The sequence below is a fragment of the Streptomyces sp. NPDC057438 genome (assembly GCF_042802995.1).
In the GTDB taxonomy this organism is placed as follows: Bacteria; Actinomycetota; Actinomycetes; order Streptomycetales; family Streptomycetaceae; genus Streptomyces.
This window is the reverse complement of sequence record NZ_JBHVDD010000138.1, coordinates 1-14,701: the sequence shown is the minus strand read 5'-3', so window position 1 is coordinate 14,701 and position 14,701 is coordinate 1. Positions and strand designations below refer to the sequence as shown.

Sequence of the window (14,701 nt, the reverse complement as noted above, 5' to 3'; positions counted from 1 at the left end):
GCCCCGGTCGGGGTGACCCGCCCTACGCCGTTCTGCCGCCAACAACGCGAAGACCCCGTCCACTTGGACGGGGTCTTTTCTGTGGAGCTAAGGAGAATTGAACTCCTGACCTCCTGCATGCCATGCAGGCGCTCTACCAACTGAGCTATAGCCCCTTGTCTTGCTGTCCGCCCGGTCTCCCTGGCGACGACGCCAACATTACCGGTCCCCCACGCGCACCACCAAATCGATTCCGGCGGACACACGCTCGGAGTTGAATTGCTCCGGAATGTCGGAAATCGAACCGGCGCTCCTCCGCCCGTCGTTCACGCCCCACCACCGACGGCCGCGACGAGGCCGCCGGGGCGGCCCTGGAGGCCCCGCGGCGGGCGGTGGCAGGGCAGGGGTGCGGAGTTGACGCTCAGGCCGTCACGAACGAGTAGAAGCGCTTGAGCGTGCAGTGCTCCTCGAGGAGTCGGCCGTAGATCGGCTCGCCCTCCAGCTCCCGGTACGTCTCGATGGGGTCGCCTTTTATGATCAGCGCCCGTGCGCATTCCTCGCACCAGTACTGGTAGTCGGCGTTGACGGGCTCCATGTCGCGGACGATGGGCGTACCGCTGCCGCACCAGTCGCACTTCCTCCTGTGTGCACCCATCGTTCAGCTCCAGCTGTGGCCGCAGGCCGTGCACACGTAGGAGATCCCTCCGTTGTCACCGAGGACTTGGGCCACGTGGAGCGAGCCGCAGGAAGGGCAGAGGAGGGTGGTCTTGCTCCGCATCACCACCTTCACGGGAAGGTCGTGGACCCTCCCGCGGATGCTCGCAGGCATCGCTTCTCCCTCCCGTCGGGCCGCGCCCCCTTCCGGCCGTTTGATTCTGCCACGGCCGGACCAATACGGTCAGCGACGCCTTCGCACCGGTCCGGGCGAGGACGGGAAGAAGACGTCGCAGAGCTATACGCCTGAGGGGCGGCGACTGCTCAAGAAGGGACGCAGGTCACACACAAAAAATCCCGCTCCCTCGCGGGAACGGGATCTTCTGTACCGATCTGTGGAGCTAAGGAGAATTGAACTCCTGACCTCCTGCATGCCATGCAGGCGCTCTACCAACTGAGCTATAGCCCCGTGCGCCACGCGGTGAACGCGTGCTGTCCGGTCCCGCTCGGCGGGGCGAACAAGAAGAACTTTAGCCTGCGACCAGCCGGAAAGTGAAATCCGGGCCGCGGCCCCGGTGCGGGGCCGCGTACGGGGGTCAGTCGTCGTCGCCGAGCACCGGCTCGGGCAGCGTGCCGGCGTTGTGCTCCAGGAGCCGCCAGCCGCGGGCGCCCTCGCCGAGGACGGACCAGCAGCAGTTGGAGAGACCGCCGAGGCTCTCCCAGTGCTGGGGCTCCAGACCGAGAAGACGCCCGATGGTGGTGCGGATGGTGCCGCCGTGGCTGACGACGACGAGCGTGCCGCTCTCCGGGAGCTTGTCGGCGTGCCGGAGCACCACGGGGGCGGCGCGATCGGCGACCTCGGTCTCCAGTTCGCCGCCGCCACGGCGGATCGGCTCGCCGCGCTTCCACGCGGCGTACTCCTCGCCGTGCCGGGCGATGATCTCGTCGTGGGTGAGCCCCTGCCAGACGCCCGCGTACGTCTCGCGCAGGCCCTCGTCGTGGCTGACCTCCAGGCCGGTGAGCGCGGCCAGCTCTGCGGCCGTGTCGGCGGCACGCCGCAGGTCGGAGGCGACGATCGCGTCGGGCCCCAGGGAGGCGAGCAGCCGGGCGGCGCGGCGGGCCTGGCCGAGACCGGTCTCGGTCAGCTCGACATCCGTGGTGCCCTGGAAGCGGCGCTCCACGTTCCACGAGGTCTGGCCGTGCCGCCAGAGGATGAGGCGGCGGCCCTTCCCCTTGCGTCCCGCCGTGTCGGTGCCCGCGGTCACCGCAGCTCCTCGCCCAGCTCGGCGTCCTCCTCGGCGGCGCGCAGCTTGGCGTGCTCCTCGCCCTTGCCCCGGGTGGCCTTGGCGTCGGCGGGCAGTTCCAGCTCGGGGCAGTCCTTCCAGAGCCGCTCCAGGGCGTAGAAGACCCGCTCCTCACTGTGCTGGACGTGCACGACGATGTCGACGTAGTCCAGCAGCACCCAGCGGGCCTCGCGGTCGCCCTCGCGGCGGACCGGCTTGGCGCCGAGCTCCTTGTTCAGCCGCTCCTCGATCTCGTCGACGATCGACTTGACCTGGCGGTCGTTGGGCGCGGAGGCGAGCAGGAAGGCGTCCGTGATGGACAGCACATCGCTGACGTCGTACGCGATGACGTCGTGCGCGAGCTTGTCGGCGGCCGCCTGCGCGGCGGTGGTGATGAGCTCGAGGGAGCGGTCGGTGGCGGTCACTACACGGCTTTCGGTCGTCGGTCAGGAACCCTCACGGGCTACCCCAAGGGTCTCACGGCCCACCGGCACCGCCCCACGCGTTGATCGACCGGGCCCCGGAGCGTGGCCGGTACGGCGGCTCCGGGGCCTGATGCCGGTCATGCCGACGGGGTCGGCCGGCCGGGGTCAGCCCGTGGTCCCGTTCGTTCCCGTCGCGCCGGTGGTTCCCGTCGTTCCCGTGCCGCTCGTGCCGGTCGTTCCCGTGCCGCTCGTGCCGGTCGTCTCGTAGTTCTGGCCGAGTACGACCGAGACGTCGGCGTTGGACGTGGTCTCGCCCTTCTTCACGGCACTGGTCGGCAGACCCAGGGTCTTGGCGACCTCGACGGCGTCCTGTTTGCGGGCCGCGTCGGAGTAGGTGACCCGGGAGGCGGCCTCGGGGGTGGTGGTCGTGCCGGCGTCGAGGAAGGTGTAGCCGCCGTTGAGGACGACCACGCGGGCCTGTTCGGTGGCGTCCTTCTCACCGGTGGCGTTGCGGATGCCGACGCGGACGGCGTCCCCGGCGTCGGGGCTCTTCGCGGCGCCGCCGAGCAGGTCCTTGACGACGCTGTCGGAGTCCTCGGCGCTGAGGGTGCCGTCCTGCTGGACGGGCAGCAGCTCGGTCTTGTAGTCGCCGCCCTTGGCGTGGTCGGCGAGCTTGGCGAGGAAGGTACCGAGGTCCTTGTCGCTGAGCGAGGGGTCGAGGATCTGGGCCAGCGTCTGCACCGTGACGGTGGCGGCCTGCGCGTCGGACGACAGCTTGCGCAGGACACCCGTCATGACCTGCCCGAACCGCTTGAGCTGCGCGTCCTGCGACTCTCCGGAGGCCCGGTAGGTGGCGTAGGCGACGGCCATCTTGCCGCTGAGGGTCTGCGCCTTGCCCTTGGTGACGAGGGGGGCCGCGCCCTTCTTCTTCGCCTCGGGGTCGGGCACGTTCGCGTTCGTGTCGATGTCGATGTTGCCGACGAGCCCGACGAGGTTGTTCAGGTACGGGGTGTCCAGCCGCCAGGTGCCCTCGATGTCGGTGCCGAGGACGGTGTCGAGCGCGTCGCGGGTGCCGGAGGAGCCGTCGTCGTCGACGGACTTCGCGAGGGTGGTCGTCGAGCCGTCGTCACCGGTGAGGGCGAGGGCGTTGGGGATCAGGACGGTGGCGCCCCGCTCGGTGGTGGTGTTGTTCACGAGCAGTGCCGTGGAGGTGCCGCCGCCCTTGGTGTCGTGCAGGTGGACGACGACCACGTCCCGTTTCTGGGCGGCCGCGGAGGTCGTGGTGCCGGTCCGCTCGTCCGGGGAGGAGCCGGGCAGCATGCCCGCCCACCACAGGCAGCCGACGCCGCCGACCGCGACGAGGGCGAGGACCACCACCAGGGCGACGAGTCTGCTCCTGGCCCGCCGCTTGGCCTCCTCGCGGCGCTCGGTGCGGTTCTCGGTGAAGTTCAGCCAGTCGATGACGTCCTCGGAGTCGCCGTCGGGCTCCTCGACGAAGGCGAACTGCTCGGTGCGGTAGTCCTGTCCGGCCGCGTCCGGTCCGGCCGAGTCGGGTCCGGCCGCGTCCGGGCCTGCGGAGTCCCGTCCCGTGTGGTCCCGTCCCCGTCCGTCGGGGTCGACGCCGGACGGGTTCCGCCCGGCGAAGGCGTCGTCGGCCCGCTGCCCGCTCTCCTCGGCGGTCCCGGGCGGCGCCGACTGCTGCGGGATGTAGGCGGTCTGTCCGGCGACGGGCGTCTGCGGGGAGACGGCGGTCTGCCCGTAGGGGTCGTACGGGTCGTAGGCCGCGGGTGCCTGGTGGCCCGGGTCGTAGCCCGTGCCGTACCCCTGGGCGGGATGCTGCTGGACCTGTCCGGTGGCGTACGGGTCGTAACCGTAGCCCTGGCCGTACCCCTGGGGCGTCTGCGTCCCGTAGGGGTCGTACGCCTGCTGCTGCGGCACCGGCTGGGCGGACACCTGCCGGTACACCGGCTGCCCGTACTCGTCGTAGCCGACGAGTTCGTACGCCTGGTCGCCTCCGTAGCCGGCGTCGTATCGGTCGTTCACCGGTGCCCCTCTCGGCTCACTCGCCGCGGTACAGCTGCCGCTTGTCGATGTAGCGCACCACGCCGTCCGGCACCAGGTACCAGACGGGGTCGCCCTTGGCGACTCTCGCACGGCAGTCCGTGGAGGAGATGGCCAGCGCGGGCACCTCGACCAGCGAGACCCCGCCCGCGGGCAGGCCCGGGTCGGTCAGGGTGTGCCCCGGACGGGTGACCCCGATGAAGTGCGCGAGGGAGAAGAGTTCCTCGGCGTCGCGCCAGGTGAGGATCTGGCCGAGCGCGTCGGCGCCGGTGATGAAGAAGAGGTCCGAGTCGGCGTTCAGCTCGTGCAGCTCGCGCAGGGTGTCGATGGTGTACGTGAGGCCCTTGCGGTCGATGTCGATGCGGCTCACGGAGAAATGGGGGTTCTCGGCCGTGGCGATGACCGTCATCAGATAGCGGTCCTCGGCCGCCGAGACCGTGCGGTGGGACTTCTGCCAGGGCTGGCCGGTCGGCACGAACACGACCTCGTCGAGACCGAACTGGGCGGCGACCTCCTGAGCCGCCACGAGGTGTCCGTGGTGGATCGGGTCGAACGTTCCGCCCATGACGCCGAGACGGCGGCGGCCGGGTTCCGACGGGCGGTTTCCCGGTGCGCCGGAGGCTTTGCCGGCCCGGCCGTCCGCGGTGTCGTGCGCCTGGTCCGCCGCCTTGTCGTGCTCGGGACCGGTAGGCATGTCCTGCTCTCCCATGCGTGGAGAGCCTACCGGCCCGGCCGACGCGCGCCGTTCGAACGTCTTTTTGCGCGGATTAGCGATCGCGGTTGAAACGGGTCGTGATCCACAGCAGCAGCATCAGGGCGAGGAAGGCTCCGCCGCCGGTCAGGTAGGGGTTCAGGCTCTCGTGGTTGCCGCCGTGCTCCCCGCCGCCCTCGGCGGCGAGAGTGACCAAGTCGGCAGCGGTGCTGTGGAAGCTCATCGTCGGCGTGACCTATCCGGTGGTGGGATCGGGATGAAGACCCGCCCATCGTAAGCGGGAGCCTCCGCCGCGATCACGCCGACTCCGCCCAGGAGTGAACGCCGGCGGCGCCGGGCGCGTACTCGGCGGGCGAGCAACCGTTCGCGTGCGCGTGACGTCCTTCCCGTCGGCGGGCGTCAGTCGTCCCGCTTGTATCCCCGCAGAAGGAACCACGCCATCAGGACGGAGCCCAGGACCATCACGATCAGCACCACGCGCAGCAGGTTGCCGGCTCCCTGTTCCTTCGCGGCGGCGTCCGCGGCATCGGTGAGCCAGGCGGACGCGGGCAGGTGCGGGAGATGCCCCATGAGATCGCTCCTTACGGTTGATGCCCTGCCACGGTAACTCCGCCTAGGCTGGACCCCGCTTCGGGGGCAACTTGGGCAATCAGACGCATGGGGGAAACATGCCGGAAGACAGCCACGAGCAGAACGGGCGCGAGAACGTGCCGAGCAGGCAGCGCAGGCGCTTCGAGGGGATCTCCTCCCGGGCGTACGAACATCCCGCCGACCGCTCGGCGCTGGTGGCGCTGCGCAAGCTCAGCGGCTTCGACACCGTGTTCAAGGCACTCAGCGGGCTGCTGCCGGAACGCAGCCTCAGGCTGCTGTTCCTGTCCGACTCCGTACGGGTCTCGGACCAGCAGTTCACCCACCTCAACGACATGCTGCGGGACGCGTGCTACATCCTGGACCTGGAGAAGGTCCCGCCGATGTACGTGAACCAGGACCCGCAGCCGAACGCGATGTGCATCGGGCTGGACGAGCCGATCATCGTCGTCACCACCGGGCTCGTCGAGCTGCTCGACGAGGAGGAGATGCGGGCCGTCATCGGGCACGAGGTGGGTCACGCGCTCTCCGGGCACTCGGTGTACCGCACGATACTGCTCTTCCTGACGAGCCTCGCGGTGAAGATCGCCTGGATCCCGCTGGGGAACATCGCGATCATGGCGATCGTGACCGCGCTGCGCGAGTGGTTCCGCAAGTCGGAGCTGTCCGCCGACCGCGCGGGTCTGCTGGTCGGCCAGGACGTCCAGGCGTCGATGCGCGGTCTGATGAAGATCGCGGGCGGCAACCACCTGCACGAGATGAACGTGGACGCGTTCCTCGCCCAGGCCGAGGAGTACGAGGCCGGGGGCGACCTGCGCGACTCCGTCCTCAAGATCCTCAACGTGCTGCCCCGCTCGCACCCCTTCACCGCCGTCCGTGCGGCGGAGCTGAAGAAGTGGGCCGAGTCGCGTGACTTCCAGCGGATCATGGACGGGCACTACCCGCGGCGCAGCGAGGACAAGGACACCTCGGTGACCGACTCCTTCCGTGAGTCGGCCAGTCACTACACGAGCAGTGTGAAGAACTCCAAGGACCCGCTGATGAAGCTGGTCACCGACATCGCGGGCGGCGCGGGCGACCTCGGCGGCCGGGTCCGCCGCGGTTTCGGCGGCGGTACGGCCACGGCCCAGGAGGACCGGCCCCGCGACGACGAGTAGGACGTCGGGGTGCGGGTGCATGGGGAGGCCTGAAGAAGCAGGGGCGCAGCCCCGCTTTTTCAGGGGCGCGGGGAACTGCGCGAGAAGCCCCACGCACCCGCACCCGACAACGCACCCCCCGGCCTCACACCGTCGGCTGCGCACTCTCCGCCAGGGTCCCGCACAGCGCCGTCGCCGCGCCCGTGCCGTACGGGTCTGTGCCCGCGGACGGCCCGCCGGCCTTGGCGGTCTGCCCCGCCAGCAGCGGTCGCAGATGGTTCGTGGCGTCGTCCGCGCAGGCCAGCGGCCCGGCCTGGACGTAGGAGACGACGACCTCGGCCTGGTGGGTGCGCAGGTCGTCCTGGTCGAAGCGGAAGTGCAGCTCGCGCCGGACGGTGAACAGCGAGGCCTCGGCCTCGGCCTTCTCCCCCGGTGGCCGCAGCGCGTAGACCAGGGTGTGGGCGGCGACGACCTCCAGGGTGCCGGAGTCGAACTCGGCGGCCTGGAGAGTGCCCTGGACGCGGACCCTGTGGTCGGCGAGTGTCGCGCGGGACGGGTCGAAGCGGACGAGCCAGCCGGTGGGGGCGTGCCGCCCGTCGGCCGCCGGGTGGTCGAAGCTCTGCTCGAACTGGTCGAGCTGTTCGGAGTCCAGCAGCCGTCGCACGGGCTGGACGGTGGCGCCGCCGAGGACCTCCGGGTCGAGTGCGGAGGCGACCAGGTACTCCTTGGCGATGGTCAGCGCGGAGACGACCTGGCTGTCGGAGAAGTGGGCGGTGCGCCGGGTGGCCGGCATGGTGATGCCCTCGGCGCCGATCCGGAACTGGGCGGCCGGGCTGTGCGCGTACAGCGTCTCGGCGTTCTCGGCGCCGGGTACGGCGGACTGCGGGGACAGCGGGATCACCGTCATCCGCAGCGGCTCGGTGGGCTTGGCGGCCGGGGTGTCGTACGGGTGGCGGACGCCCATGTAGATCGCGGTGCCGAAGGCGAGGGCGACGAGCAGGACGAGGACCAGGGCCTGCCGGGAGAGGCCGCGGCGGACGTGTGGGCGGCGCCGGACGGCGGGGGCGTGGTCGGAGAGGCGTTCGTGGGCGGAGAACTCCTGGATGCGGGCAGCGCGGACGAACGACTCGTCGAAGACGACGGATCGGTATTCGTCCTCTCCACCGCCGGGGGCGCCCTCGGGAGTCCCCTCAGGTGGGTTTCCTGGCCCGCCCATACTTTGAGAGTAGGTCCTGGGGAGCTTCGGTAAACGCGTCTGTACACGACAACTTTTGACAGGTCCTCGCCAGGTTCGCCCACCCGTGGCGGACCGCCCCGCGGGGCCGGCCGGGGGTGCTGTCAGGGGCTGCGGGGGTCCGCGGACACCGCCGGCTGGGAGAAGTCGGCGGAGGCGGAGGGTCCGGTCGGGATGCCCTGCTCGACGCCGGTGGTGGCGGGGGGCGGGATCCGTTCGCCGCGGCCGGAGGAGGTGCCCCGGTAGACGGCGGTGAAGGCCAGCGCGACCATGCCGACGCCCATCACGAGGGCGAGGATCCAGGCGACGGGCCGGTGCCAGCGGGTCTGTTTGCCGTACGGCCTGCCGTAGGCCCCCCCGGCGCCGTAGCGGGCCTCCAGGACCTCGGGGTCGTCGAGGTCGTCCAGGTCGTCGTCGCGGCCGTGGCCGAAAGGGCGGCCGTAGCCGTCTCCGTAGCGGTCGTCGTCGCCGTGCGCCCCTCTGGAGCGCGAGCGGCCGGCCTCGGCCTCCTGGGCCGCCGCACGGGCCTCCGCGGCCGCGAGCAGCCGTTCGACCGCGGTCGGCTCATGGACCACGGCGGACCGCACGAAGTCCTCGTCGAAGACCACGGAGGCGAACTCTTCGTCCATACCCCCGCGGTCGCGGTCGTCGTCGGGCTCCCAGCCGTCAGGGAACGGCGTGCCCCCCACGTCCTCCGGCACGGATCCAGAGTAGACCGGGGTGGTCAATTTGGGCAGACGGTAAGGAAATTCATCCGTTCCGCCGACCGGGCGGCTGGGCCGTTCGCGGGAACGGGCCGGCGCCCCGGGGGGCCGCGTGCGGGCTAGCGGCGGATGTGTCCGTCGCCGGTGACGATGTACTTCGTGCTGGTCAGCTCGGGCAGGCCCATCGGGCCCCGGGCGTGCAGCTTCTGCGTGGAGATGCCGATCTCGGCGCCGAAACCGAACTGACCGCCGTCGGTGAACCGGGTCGAGGCGTTGACGGCGACCGTCGTGGAGTCGACCAGCTGGGTGAAGCGGCGTGCCGCCTGCTGGGACGTGGTCACGATCGCCTCGGTGTGTCCGGAGCTCCAGAGCCGGATGTGTTCCACGGCCCGGTCGAGCGAGTCGACGACGGCGGCGGCGATGTCGTACGACAGGTACTCGGTCTCCCAGTCCTCCGTGGTGGCCTCGACGACCGTGGCCCGGCTCTCCTTGGCGTAGGCGAGGACGCGCTCGTCGGCGTGCACCGTGACGCCCGCGTCGGCGAGCGCGTCGAGGGCGCGGGGCAGGAACTCGGGGGCGATGTCCTGGTGGACGAGGAGGGTCTCGGCGGCGTTGCAGACGCTGACGCGGTGGGCCTTGGAGTTGATCAGGATCTCGATCGCCGTGTCGAGGTCGGCGCCCGCGTCGACGTAGACGTGGCAGTTGCCCGTACCGGTCTCGATCACCGGGACGACGGACTCCTCGACGACCGTGCGGATCAGGGAGGCGCCGCCGCGCGGGATGAGCACGTCGACCAGGCCGCGGGCGCGCATCAGCTCACGGACGGAGTCGCGGCTGTCGCCGGGGACGAGCTGGATGGCGTCGGCGGGCAGACCGGCGCCGCCGACGGCGTCGCGCAGGACCCGGACGAGGGCGGCGTTGGACTCGTAGGCGGAGGACGAGCCGCGCAGCAGGACCGCGTTGCCGGACTTCAGGCAGAGGGCGGCCGCGTCCACGGTCACGTTCGGGCGGGCCTCGTAGATGATGCCGACGACGCCGAGGGGGACGCGGACCTGGCGCAGGTCGATGCCGTTGGGGAGGGTGGAGCCGCGGACGACCTCGCCGACCGGGTCGGGCAGCGCGGCCACGTCACGGACGTCGGCGGCGATGGCGCGGATCCGTTCCGGGGTGAGCGTCAGCCGGTCGATGATCGCCTCGCTGGTGCCCGCCGCACGGGCCCGCTCGATGTCCTTGGCGTTGGCCTCGACGACGTCGCTCGTACGGACCTCCAGCGCGTCGGCGATGGCCAGCAGCGCGTCGTCCTTCTCCGCGCGCGGGAGCGGCGCGAGATCGGCGGCTGCGGCCTTGGCGCGGTAGGCGGCCCGAGTGACCGGCGTCATGGAGTCGTACGGAGAGAGCGAGGTCATACAGGAAGGGTAGTGCGCCCGGCGGAGGGGTCCAGCGCGTGGTCCGCACCGCGAGACACCCGTCCGGGGCGCCCGGCGGCAGGCCGGGCCGCCATCCTCCGCGGCGGGGCCCGCGTCGGCGCGTTGTACGGCCGTCTCACGCACCTGGCGGCGTGCCCGGAAGACCGGCCGTCCCCTCGCGCGGACCGTCGCCCGCCGTCGCCCGCACCCTCGGGCTCGACCCGCGCGGGTCCAGCTTCTTCTCGACGCGGGCGGCGCAGGAGGCGCAGGTCGTCCTGCCGATCCGACGAGGCCCGCGTCCGTGCCCGCGGGACGGTCAGTAGGGGTGGACCCCTACGGGTGTCGCCGGGGGCGAGCCGTACCCCTCGGCGATCCGCTGGTGGTAGGTCTGGCGGTCGATGACCTCCAGGCCGACGATCTCCCAGGGCGGCAGCCCGGCCGTCCGGCGGTGCTCGCCCCACAGGCGCAGGGCGACGGCGGCCGCGTCGTGGAGGTCGCGGGCCTCCTCCCAGTAGCGGATCTCGGCGTGGTCGTTGGCGTAGCGGCTGGTCAGCAGGAAGGGGTGGTCGTGGGCGAGCTGTTCCAGGCCGCGCCGCACCTCCTTGAGGGGGGCCTCGGCCCCGGAGACGCTCAGCGTGACGTGCCACAGCCGGGGCAGGTCCTGCGGCTTCTCGGCGCTCTCGCCCTCGTAGGTGTCCGAGGCGGCGACGCTGGTGAGCTTGCGCTCCTCGCCGGGCGCACGGGAGGGACCACCACCGCGGGACGCCGCGGCCCCGGGGCGCACTCGTCTCACGACGGCCTCCTTCGCAACGATTCGAGCTTCGCAACAGGTCGTGCGGAATCTCCCTGGGTCAAAGTTGAGCAGGCTCAGGGGCTTCGCGTGGCGGTTTTACGGAACGTGCACCGCGAGGACCCGTGCTCTGCTCCTTCCACGGGGCCGCTGGTCAGGGGTGCAGGAGGACGAGGTCGTCCCTGTGTACGACCTCTCGTTCGTACGCGGGACCCAGCTCGCGCGCCAGTTCCCGGGTCGAGCGGCCGATCAGCCGGGGGATCTCCTTGGCGTCGAAGTTCACGAGCCCGCGGGCGACCGCCCGGCCCGTGCCGTCACGCAGTTCCACGGGGTCCCCGGCGGTGAAGTCGCCCTCGACGCCGCCGATGCCGGCCGGCAGCAGCGAGGTGCGGCGCTCCACGACCGCGCGGACGGCCCCGTCGTCGAGGATGAGCGCGCCCTGCGGGGTGGAGGCGTGCTGGAGCCACAGCAGCCGGTCGGCGGAACGTCTGCCGGTCGGGTGGAAGTAGGTGCCCGTGTCGCGGCCGCCGAGCGCGTCCGCCGCGTGGACGGCGCTGGTCAGGACCACGGGGATGCCCGCTCCTGTGGCGATGGCGGCGGCCTCGACCTTGGTGACCATGCCGCCGGTGCCCACGCCCGCCTTGCCGGCGCTGCCGATCTCCACGTGCGCGAGGTCCTCGGGTCCCCGGACCTCCGCTATCCGCGACGTGCCCGGCCTGCTGGGGTCCCCGTCGTACACGCCGTCCACGTCCGACAGCAGGACCAGCAGATCCGCCCGTACGAGGTGGGCGACGAGGGCGGCGAGGCGGTCGTTGTCGCCGAAGCGGATCTCGTCCGTGGCGACGGTGTCGTTCTCGTTGACGACGGGCAGCGCGCCCATCGCGAGGAGCTTGTCGAGGGTGCGGGAGGCGTTGCGGTGGTGGGCGCGGCGGCTCATGTCGTCGGAGGTGAGGAGCACCTGGCCGACGCGGATGCCGTAGCGGGCGCAGGAGGCCGTGTAGCGGGCCACGAGGAGGCCCTGGCCGACGCTGGCGGCGGCCTGCTGGCGGGCGAGGTCCTTGGGACGGCGGCGCAGGCCCAGCGGCGCGAGTCCGGCGGCGATGGCGCCGGAGGAGACCAGCACGACCTCGCGCTCTCCCCCGCTGCGGGCCTTGGCGAGGACGTCCACCAGGGCGTCCACCCGGTCCGCGTCGAGGCCGCCGGACGCCGTCGTCAGCGACGAGGAGCCCACCTTGACGACGATCCGGTGCGCTTGCGCCACTGCCTGCCTTGCCGCTGACACGCCTATCCCCAATGCTCCGAACAGCCCGGTGTGTGCACTTCGCAATCTACGGGAGCGGGCGGACCGGACGCGTCCTCATTTCGAGGGGCGGACGGCGCGGGGGTCCGGGGGCGGAGGGCGGTGGCCGGTCGCCGGGGGCCTCGGGGGAAGATGCTCGGGCAGCACTCCAGGGTGCGTGCGGTATGTCCGACTGCCGGTGATTGTTCCCACGGCGGATTGCTCCCCGGCCTCCCTAGGTCATACGGTCAGGGATCGGCCTTCCGCAGGCCGCCCCCCGGAGTCACCCTCCCCCTCTTTGTCCGTCACCCCCTCCGCAGGAGCCCAGCCCGTGCCCTCCGCAGGCCTCCCAACCCGCCGCGTCGCGCAGCTCTCCGCGCTGCTCGCGATGTTCGCGCTCTTCACGGCCCAGATCGTTTCCGCGCTGCTGCCGAACATTCCCGTGTTCGTCGCCGCGAGCGCGGCGGGCCTTCTCCTGGACACGTTCCTGCAGTACCGGGATCCCGGACTGCTCGCACTGCTGGGCAAGATCCGCTTCGACGCGCTGGTGCGCCAGCTGATGCGCGACATGCTGCTCCTGGTGGGGCTGCTGCGCATCGACGGCGTCGACCCGTTGCGCGAGCAGGCACCGCTCGTGGTCGGCCTCCTCCTCTTCTACGCGGTGCACTTCGCCTGCCAGGCCGTCTCGGTGCTCGTGCGCCGCAGCCGGACGCTGCCGATCGTGACCCGCAACATCGACGCCTCCGCGCTGCGCCTGACGGCCTCGCCGCCGCGCATCCTGGCCCGTCGCCAGGCCCACCGGCTGCTGACCTTCTCGCTGCCGGTCACGGCCGGTCTGGTGCTCACCGCGGCCACGCGGGACGCCACCTGGGGCGGCGTCGGCCTCGGCGCCGGTCTCACTCTCCTCGTCGCGGGCACCGGGTACCTGGCGACCTGGCTGCTGCCGAAGAAGCGCGCGAAGAACGAGCAGCAGGTCATGGAGTGGCTGGACGCGTGGCTCGCCGACTACCGGCCGACCACCGCGATGTACTTCTCCGGCGGTACGACGTCGGCGTACCAGGCGAACATGTGGCTCTCCACGCTCGCGCAGCTGGAGAAGCCGCTGATCGTGCTGCGTGAGCGCTTCATGGTCCAGAAGATCGACGCGACGGACGTGCCGATCATCTGCTTCCCGAAGGTCGCCACGATGTTCTCGCTGGAGACCTCGACGCTGAAGATGATGCTGCACCCGGCCAACGCCGCGAAGACCTCCCAGGTGCTGCGCATCCCCACCGTCAAGCACGCCTTCATCAACCACGGCGAGAGCGACAAGCTGTCCTCCTGCAACCCGTACGCGAAGGCGTACGACGAGGTGTGGGTCGCCGGTCCCGCGGCGCGCGAGCGGTACGCGCTCGCCGAGGTCGGCGTCGAGGACAAGGACATCGTCGAGGTCGGGCGCCCGCAGCTGGCGCCGATCCGCCCGTACGCGGGCCCGCCGACCGGCGCGTACACGACCGTCCTGTACGCCCCCACCTGGGAGGGCTGGGACGGCAACCCGGGCAACACGTCCGTGGTGCTGGCCGGCGAGAACATCGTCCGGGGCCTGCTCGCCGACGACAGGGTCCGGCTGCTCTACAAGCCGCACCCGATGACCGGCTCGGTCGACCCGCGCGCGGGTGTGGCGAACGAGCGCATCAAGGCGATGATCCTCGAGGCCAACGCGAAGCGCTCGGGCGCGCGGCCGGGTGCCGAGGCGGCGGCCGAACTCACCCGTCGTGCGGCCGAGTTGGACACGCTGACCTCCACGTCGTTCCGTACCAGCGCGGACGAGATGGAGCGGATGCTGCTGCAGGGCACGCCCAGCGGGGACCGTGCGGCGGCCATCTCCGAGGCGACGCTGGCCTGGGAGAAGGCGTACTGGGCGTCGTTCCCCGAGTGGGAGCACAGGATCATCACCGAGGCGCGGCCCGCGATCTTCGCCTGCTTCAACGCCTCGGACCTGCTGATCAGCGATGTCTCGTCGGTGGTCTCCGACTGGCTGTCCAGCGAGAAGCCGTACTCGGTCGCCAACACGTCCGGGCTGCCGGAGGCGGCGTTCCGCGCGGCCTTCCCGACGGTCTCGGCGGGTGTCGTCCTGACGCCCGGGGCGGATGGTGTCCCCGCCCTCCTCGACGCGGTCCGCAACCCCGAGAAGGACGCGTTCGTCAAGGCCCGCGCCGACCTCAAGGAGCAGCTGCTGGGTCCCTCCGACCCGCCGTCGCTGGTCCGCTTCGACGCCGCGGTGAAGGCGCTCGGCGCCAAGGCCGACGACCGCCGCGCGCGGATGGAGGCGCGCATCGTCAACGACATGCCGTCTCCCCGGGAGGCCGGCGACGAGCTCACCGAGGGCGAGCCGAGCGAGGCGAGCGAGGCGCTCGCCTAGGACGCGCTCACCGCACATGCCGAAGGGCCCCGGAGAGGATCCGGGGCCC

The 14,701-nt window shown here is 71.5% G+C and carries 15 protein-coding genes and 2 tRNA genes; 2 read left to right on the top strand and 15 right to left on the bottom strand.

Annotation, left to right across the window (positions count from 1 at the left end; translation table 11 throughout):
* Positions 1–82: 82 nt before the first annotated feature.
* From ACFU5F_RS40325 to ACFU5F_RS40280, 10 genes are all read right to left on the bottom strand, one after another.
* A tRNA-Ala gene (locus ACFU5F_RS40325) sits at positions 83–155 on the bottom strand.
* 245 nt (positions 156–400) lie between these two features.
* Positions 401–634 carry a hypothetical protein gene (locus tag ACFU5F_RS40320; protein WP_005479297.1) on the bottom strand — a complete coding sequence of 78 codons (234 nt, stop codon included), beginning with the start codon at positions 632–634 and terminating at the stop codon, positions 401–403.
* Between the two features lie 3 nt (positions 635–637).
* Positions 638–808: a hypothetical protein gene (locus ACFU5F_RS40315; RefSeq protein WP_013003613.1), complete on the bottom strand. Its 171-nt coding sequence runs from the start codon at positions 806–808 to the stop codon at positions 638–640.
* A 221-nt stretch (positions 809–1,029) separates the two neighbouring features.
* Positions 1,030–1,102 (bottom strand) — tRNA-Ala (locus tag ACFU5F_RS40310).
* Positions 1,103–1,229: 127 nt separating this feature from the next.
* Positions 1,230–1,898 carry a histidine phosphatase family protein gene (locus tag ACFU5F_RS40305; RefSeq protein WP_383898396.1) on the bottom strand — a complete coding sequence of 223 codons (669 nt, stop codon included), beginning with the start codon at positions 1,896–1,898 and terminating at the stop codon, positions 1,230–1,232.
* Positions 1,895–2,341, bottom strand: a complete 447-nt coding sequence (rsfS, locus tag ACFU5F_RS40300; protein WP_383898394.1) for a ribosome silencing factor — start codon at positions 2,339–2,341, stop codon at positions 1,895–1,897. Before rsfS ends, ACFU5F_RS40305 begins: the two co-directional genes overlap by 4 nt.
* A gap of 165 nt (positions 2,342–2,506) precedes the next feature.
* Positions 2,507–4,384, bottom strand: a complete 1,878-nt coding sequence (locus tag ACFU5F_RS40295; protein WP_383898392.1) for a LytR C-terminal domain-containing protein — start codon at positions 4,382–4,384, stop codon at positions 2,507–2,509.
* A gap of 16 nt (positions 4,385–4,400) precedes the next feature.
* The gene (nadD, locus tag ACFU5F_RS40290) at positions 4,401–5,111 is read right to left on the bottom strand and encodes a nicotinate-nucleotide adenylyltransferase (RefSeq protein ID WP_383898391.1); all 711 of its coding nucleotides are present in this window, start codon (positions 5,109–5,111) and stop codon (positions 4,401–4,403) included.
* A gap of 58 nt (positions 5,112–5,169) precedes the next feature.
* Positions 5,170–5,337: a hypothetical protein gene (locus tag ACFU5F_RS40285; protein ID WP_383898390.1), complete on the bottom strand. Its 168-nt coding sequence runs from the start codon at positions 5,335–5,337 to the stop codon at positions 5,170–5,172.
* 176 nt (positions 5,338–5,513) lie between these two features.
* Entirely contained in the window at positions 5,514–5,684 is a 171-nt protein-coding gene (locus tag ACFU5F_RS40280; protein WP_013003607.1) for a hypothetical protein, read from the bottom strand.
* Between the two features lie 98 nt (positions 5,685–5,782).
* Here ACFU5F_RS40280 and ACFU5F_RS40275 point away from each other — a divergent pair, with 98 nt between their 5' ends.
* Complete coding sequence (locus ACFU5F_RS40275; protein ID WP_383898389.1) at positions 5,783–6,859, top strand: M48 family metallopeptidase; 1,077 nt, start codon at positions 5,783–5,785, stop codon at positions 6,857–6,859.
* A 124-nt stretch (positions 6,860–6,983) separates the two neighbouring features.
* Here the strand turns inward: ACFU5F_RS40275 and ACFU5F_RS40270 are convergent, their stop codons facing one another.
* From ACFU5F_RS40270 to proB, 5 genes are all read right to left on the bottom strand, one after another.
* On the bottom strand, positions 6,984–8,054 hold the full coding sequence (locus ACFU5F_RS40270) for a hypothetical protein (protein WP_383898387.1): 1,071 nt from the start codon (positions 8,052–8,054) through the stop codon (positions 6,984–6,986).
* A 122-nt stretch (positions 8,055–8,176) separates the two neighbouring features.
* The gene (locus ACFU5F_RS40265; protein WP_383898386.1) at positions 8,177–8,773 is read right to left on the bottom strand and encodes a hypothetical protein; all 597 of its coding nucleotides are present in this window, start codon (positions 8,771–8,773) and stop codon (positions 8,177–8,179) included.
* A 122-nt stretch (positions 8,774–8,895) separates the two neighbouring features.
* Positions 8,896–10,182 (bottom strand): glutamate-5-semialdehyde dehydrogenase, encoded by a 1,287-nt coding sequence (locus ACFU5F_RS40260; protein WP_383898384.1) that lies wholly within the window; start codon positions 10,180–10,182, stop codon positions 8,896–8,898.
* 316 nt (positions 10,183–10,498) lie between these two features.
* A complete protein-coding gene (locus ACFU5F_RS40255; RefSeq protein WP_383898398.1) occupies positions 10,499–10,966 on the bottom strand; it encodes a hypothetical protein in 468 nt (155 codons plus the stop codon).
* Positions 10,967–11,126: 160 nt separating this feature from the next.
* Entirely contained in the window at positions 11,127–12,233 is a 1,107-nt protein-coding gene (gene proB, locus ACFU5F_RS40250; RefSeq protein ID WP_383898382.1) for a glutamate 5-kinase, read from the bottom strand.
* A 349-nt stretch (positions 12,234–12,582) separates the two neighbouring features.
* On the opposite strand from proB, the gene ACFU5F_RS40245 reads away from it, so the two are divergent.
* Positions 12,583–14,652, top strand: coding sequence for a hypothetical protein (locus tag ACFU5F_RS40245; RefSeq protein ID WP_383898380.1), 2,070 nt, complete (start codon positions 12,583–12,585; stop codon positions 14,650–14,652).
* Positions 14,653–14,701 lie beyond the last annotated feature (49 nt).

Excerpts from the sequence above, each read along its gene's own strand:
- ACFU5F_RS40320 (WP_005479297.1), bottom strand. The coding sequence starts at position 634 with ATGGGTGCACACAGGAGGAAGTGCGACTGGTGCGGCAGCGGTACGCCC.
- ACFU5F_RS40315 (WP_013003613.1), bottom strand. The coding sequence starts at position 808 with ATGCCTGCGAGCATCCGCGGGAGGGTCCACGACCTTCCCGTGAAGGTG.
- nadD (WP_383898391.1), bottom strand. The coding sequence starts at position 5,111 with ATGGGAGAGCAGGACATGCCTACCGGTCCCGAGCACGACAAGGCGGCG.
- ACFU5F_RS40285 (WP_383898390.1), bottom strand. The coding sequence starts at position 5,337 with ATGAGCTTCCACAGCACCGCTGCCGACTTGGTCACTCTCGCCGCCGAG.
- ACFU5F_RS40280 (WP_013003607.1), bottom strand. The coding sequence starts at position 5,684 with ATGGGGCATCTCCCGCACCTGCCCGCGTCCGCCTGGCTCACCGATGCC.
- ACFU5F_RS40275 (WP_383898389.1), top strand. The coding sequence starts at position 5,783 with ATGCCGGAAGACAGCCACGAGCAGAACGGGCGCGAGAACGTGCCGAGC.
- ACFU5F_RS40270 (WP_383898387.1), bottom strand. The coding sequence starts at position 8,054 with ATGGGCGGGCCAGGAAACCCACCTGAGGGGACTCCCGAGGGCGCCCCC.
- ACFU5F_RS40260 (WP_383898384.1), bottom strand. The coding sequence starts at position 10,182 with ATGACCTCGCTCTCTCCGTACGACTCCATGACGCCGGTCACTCGGGCC.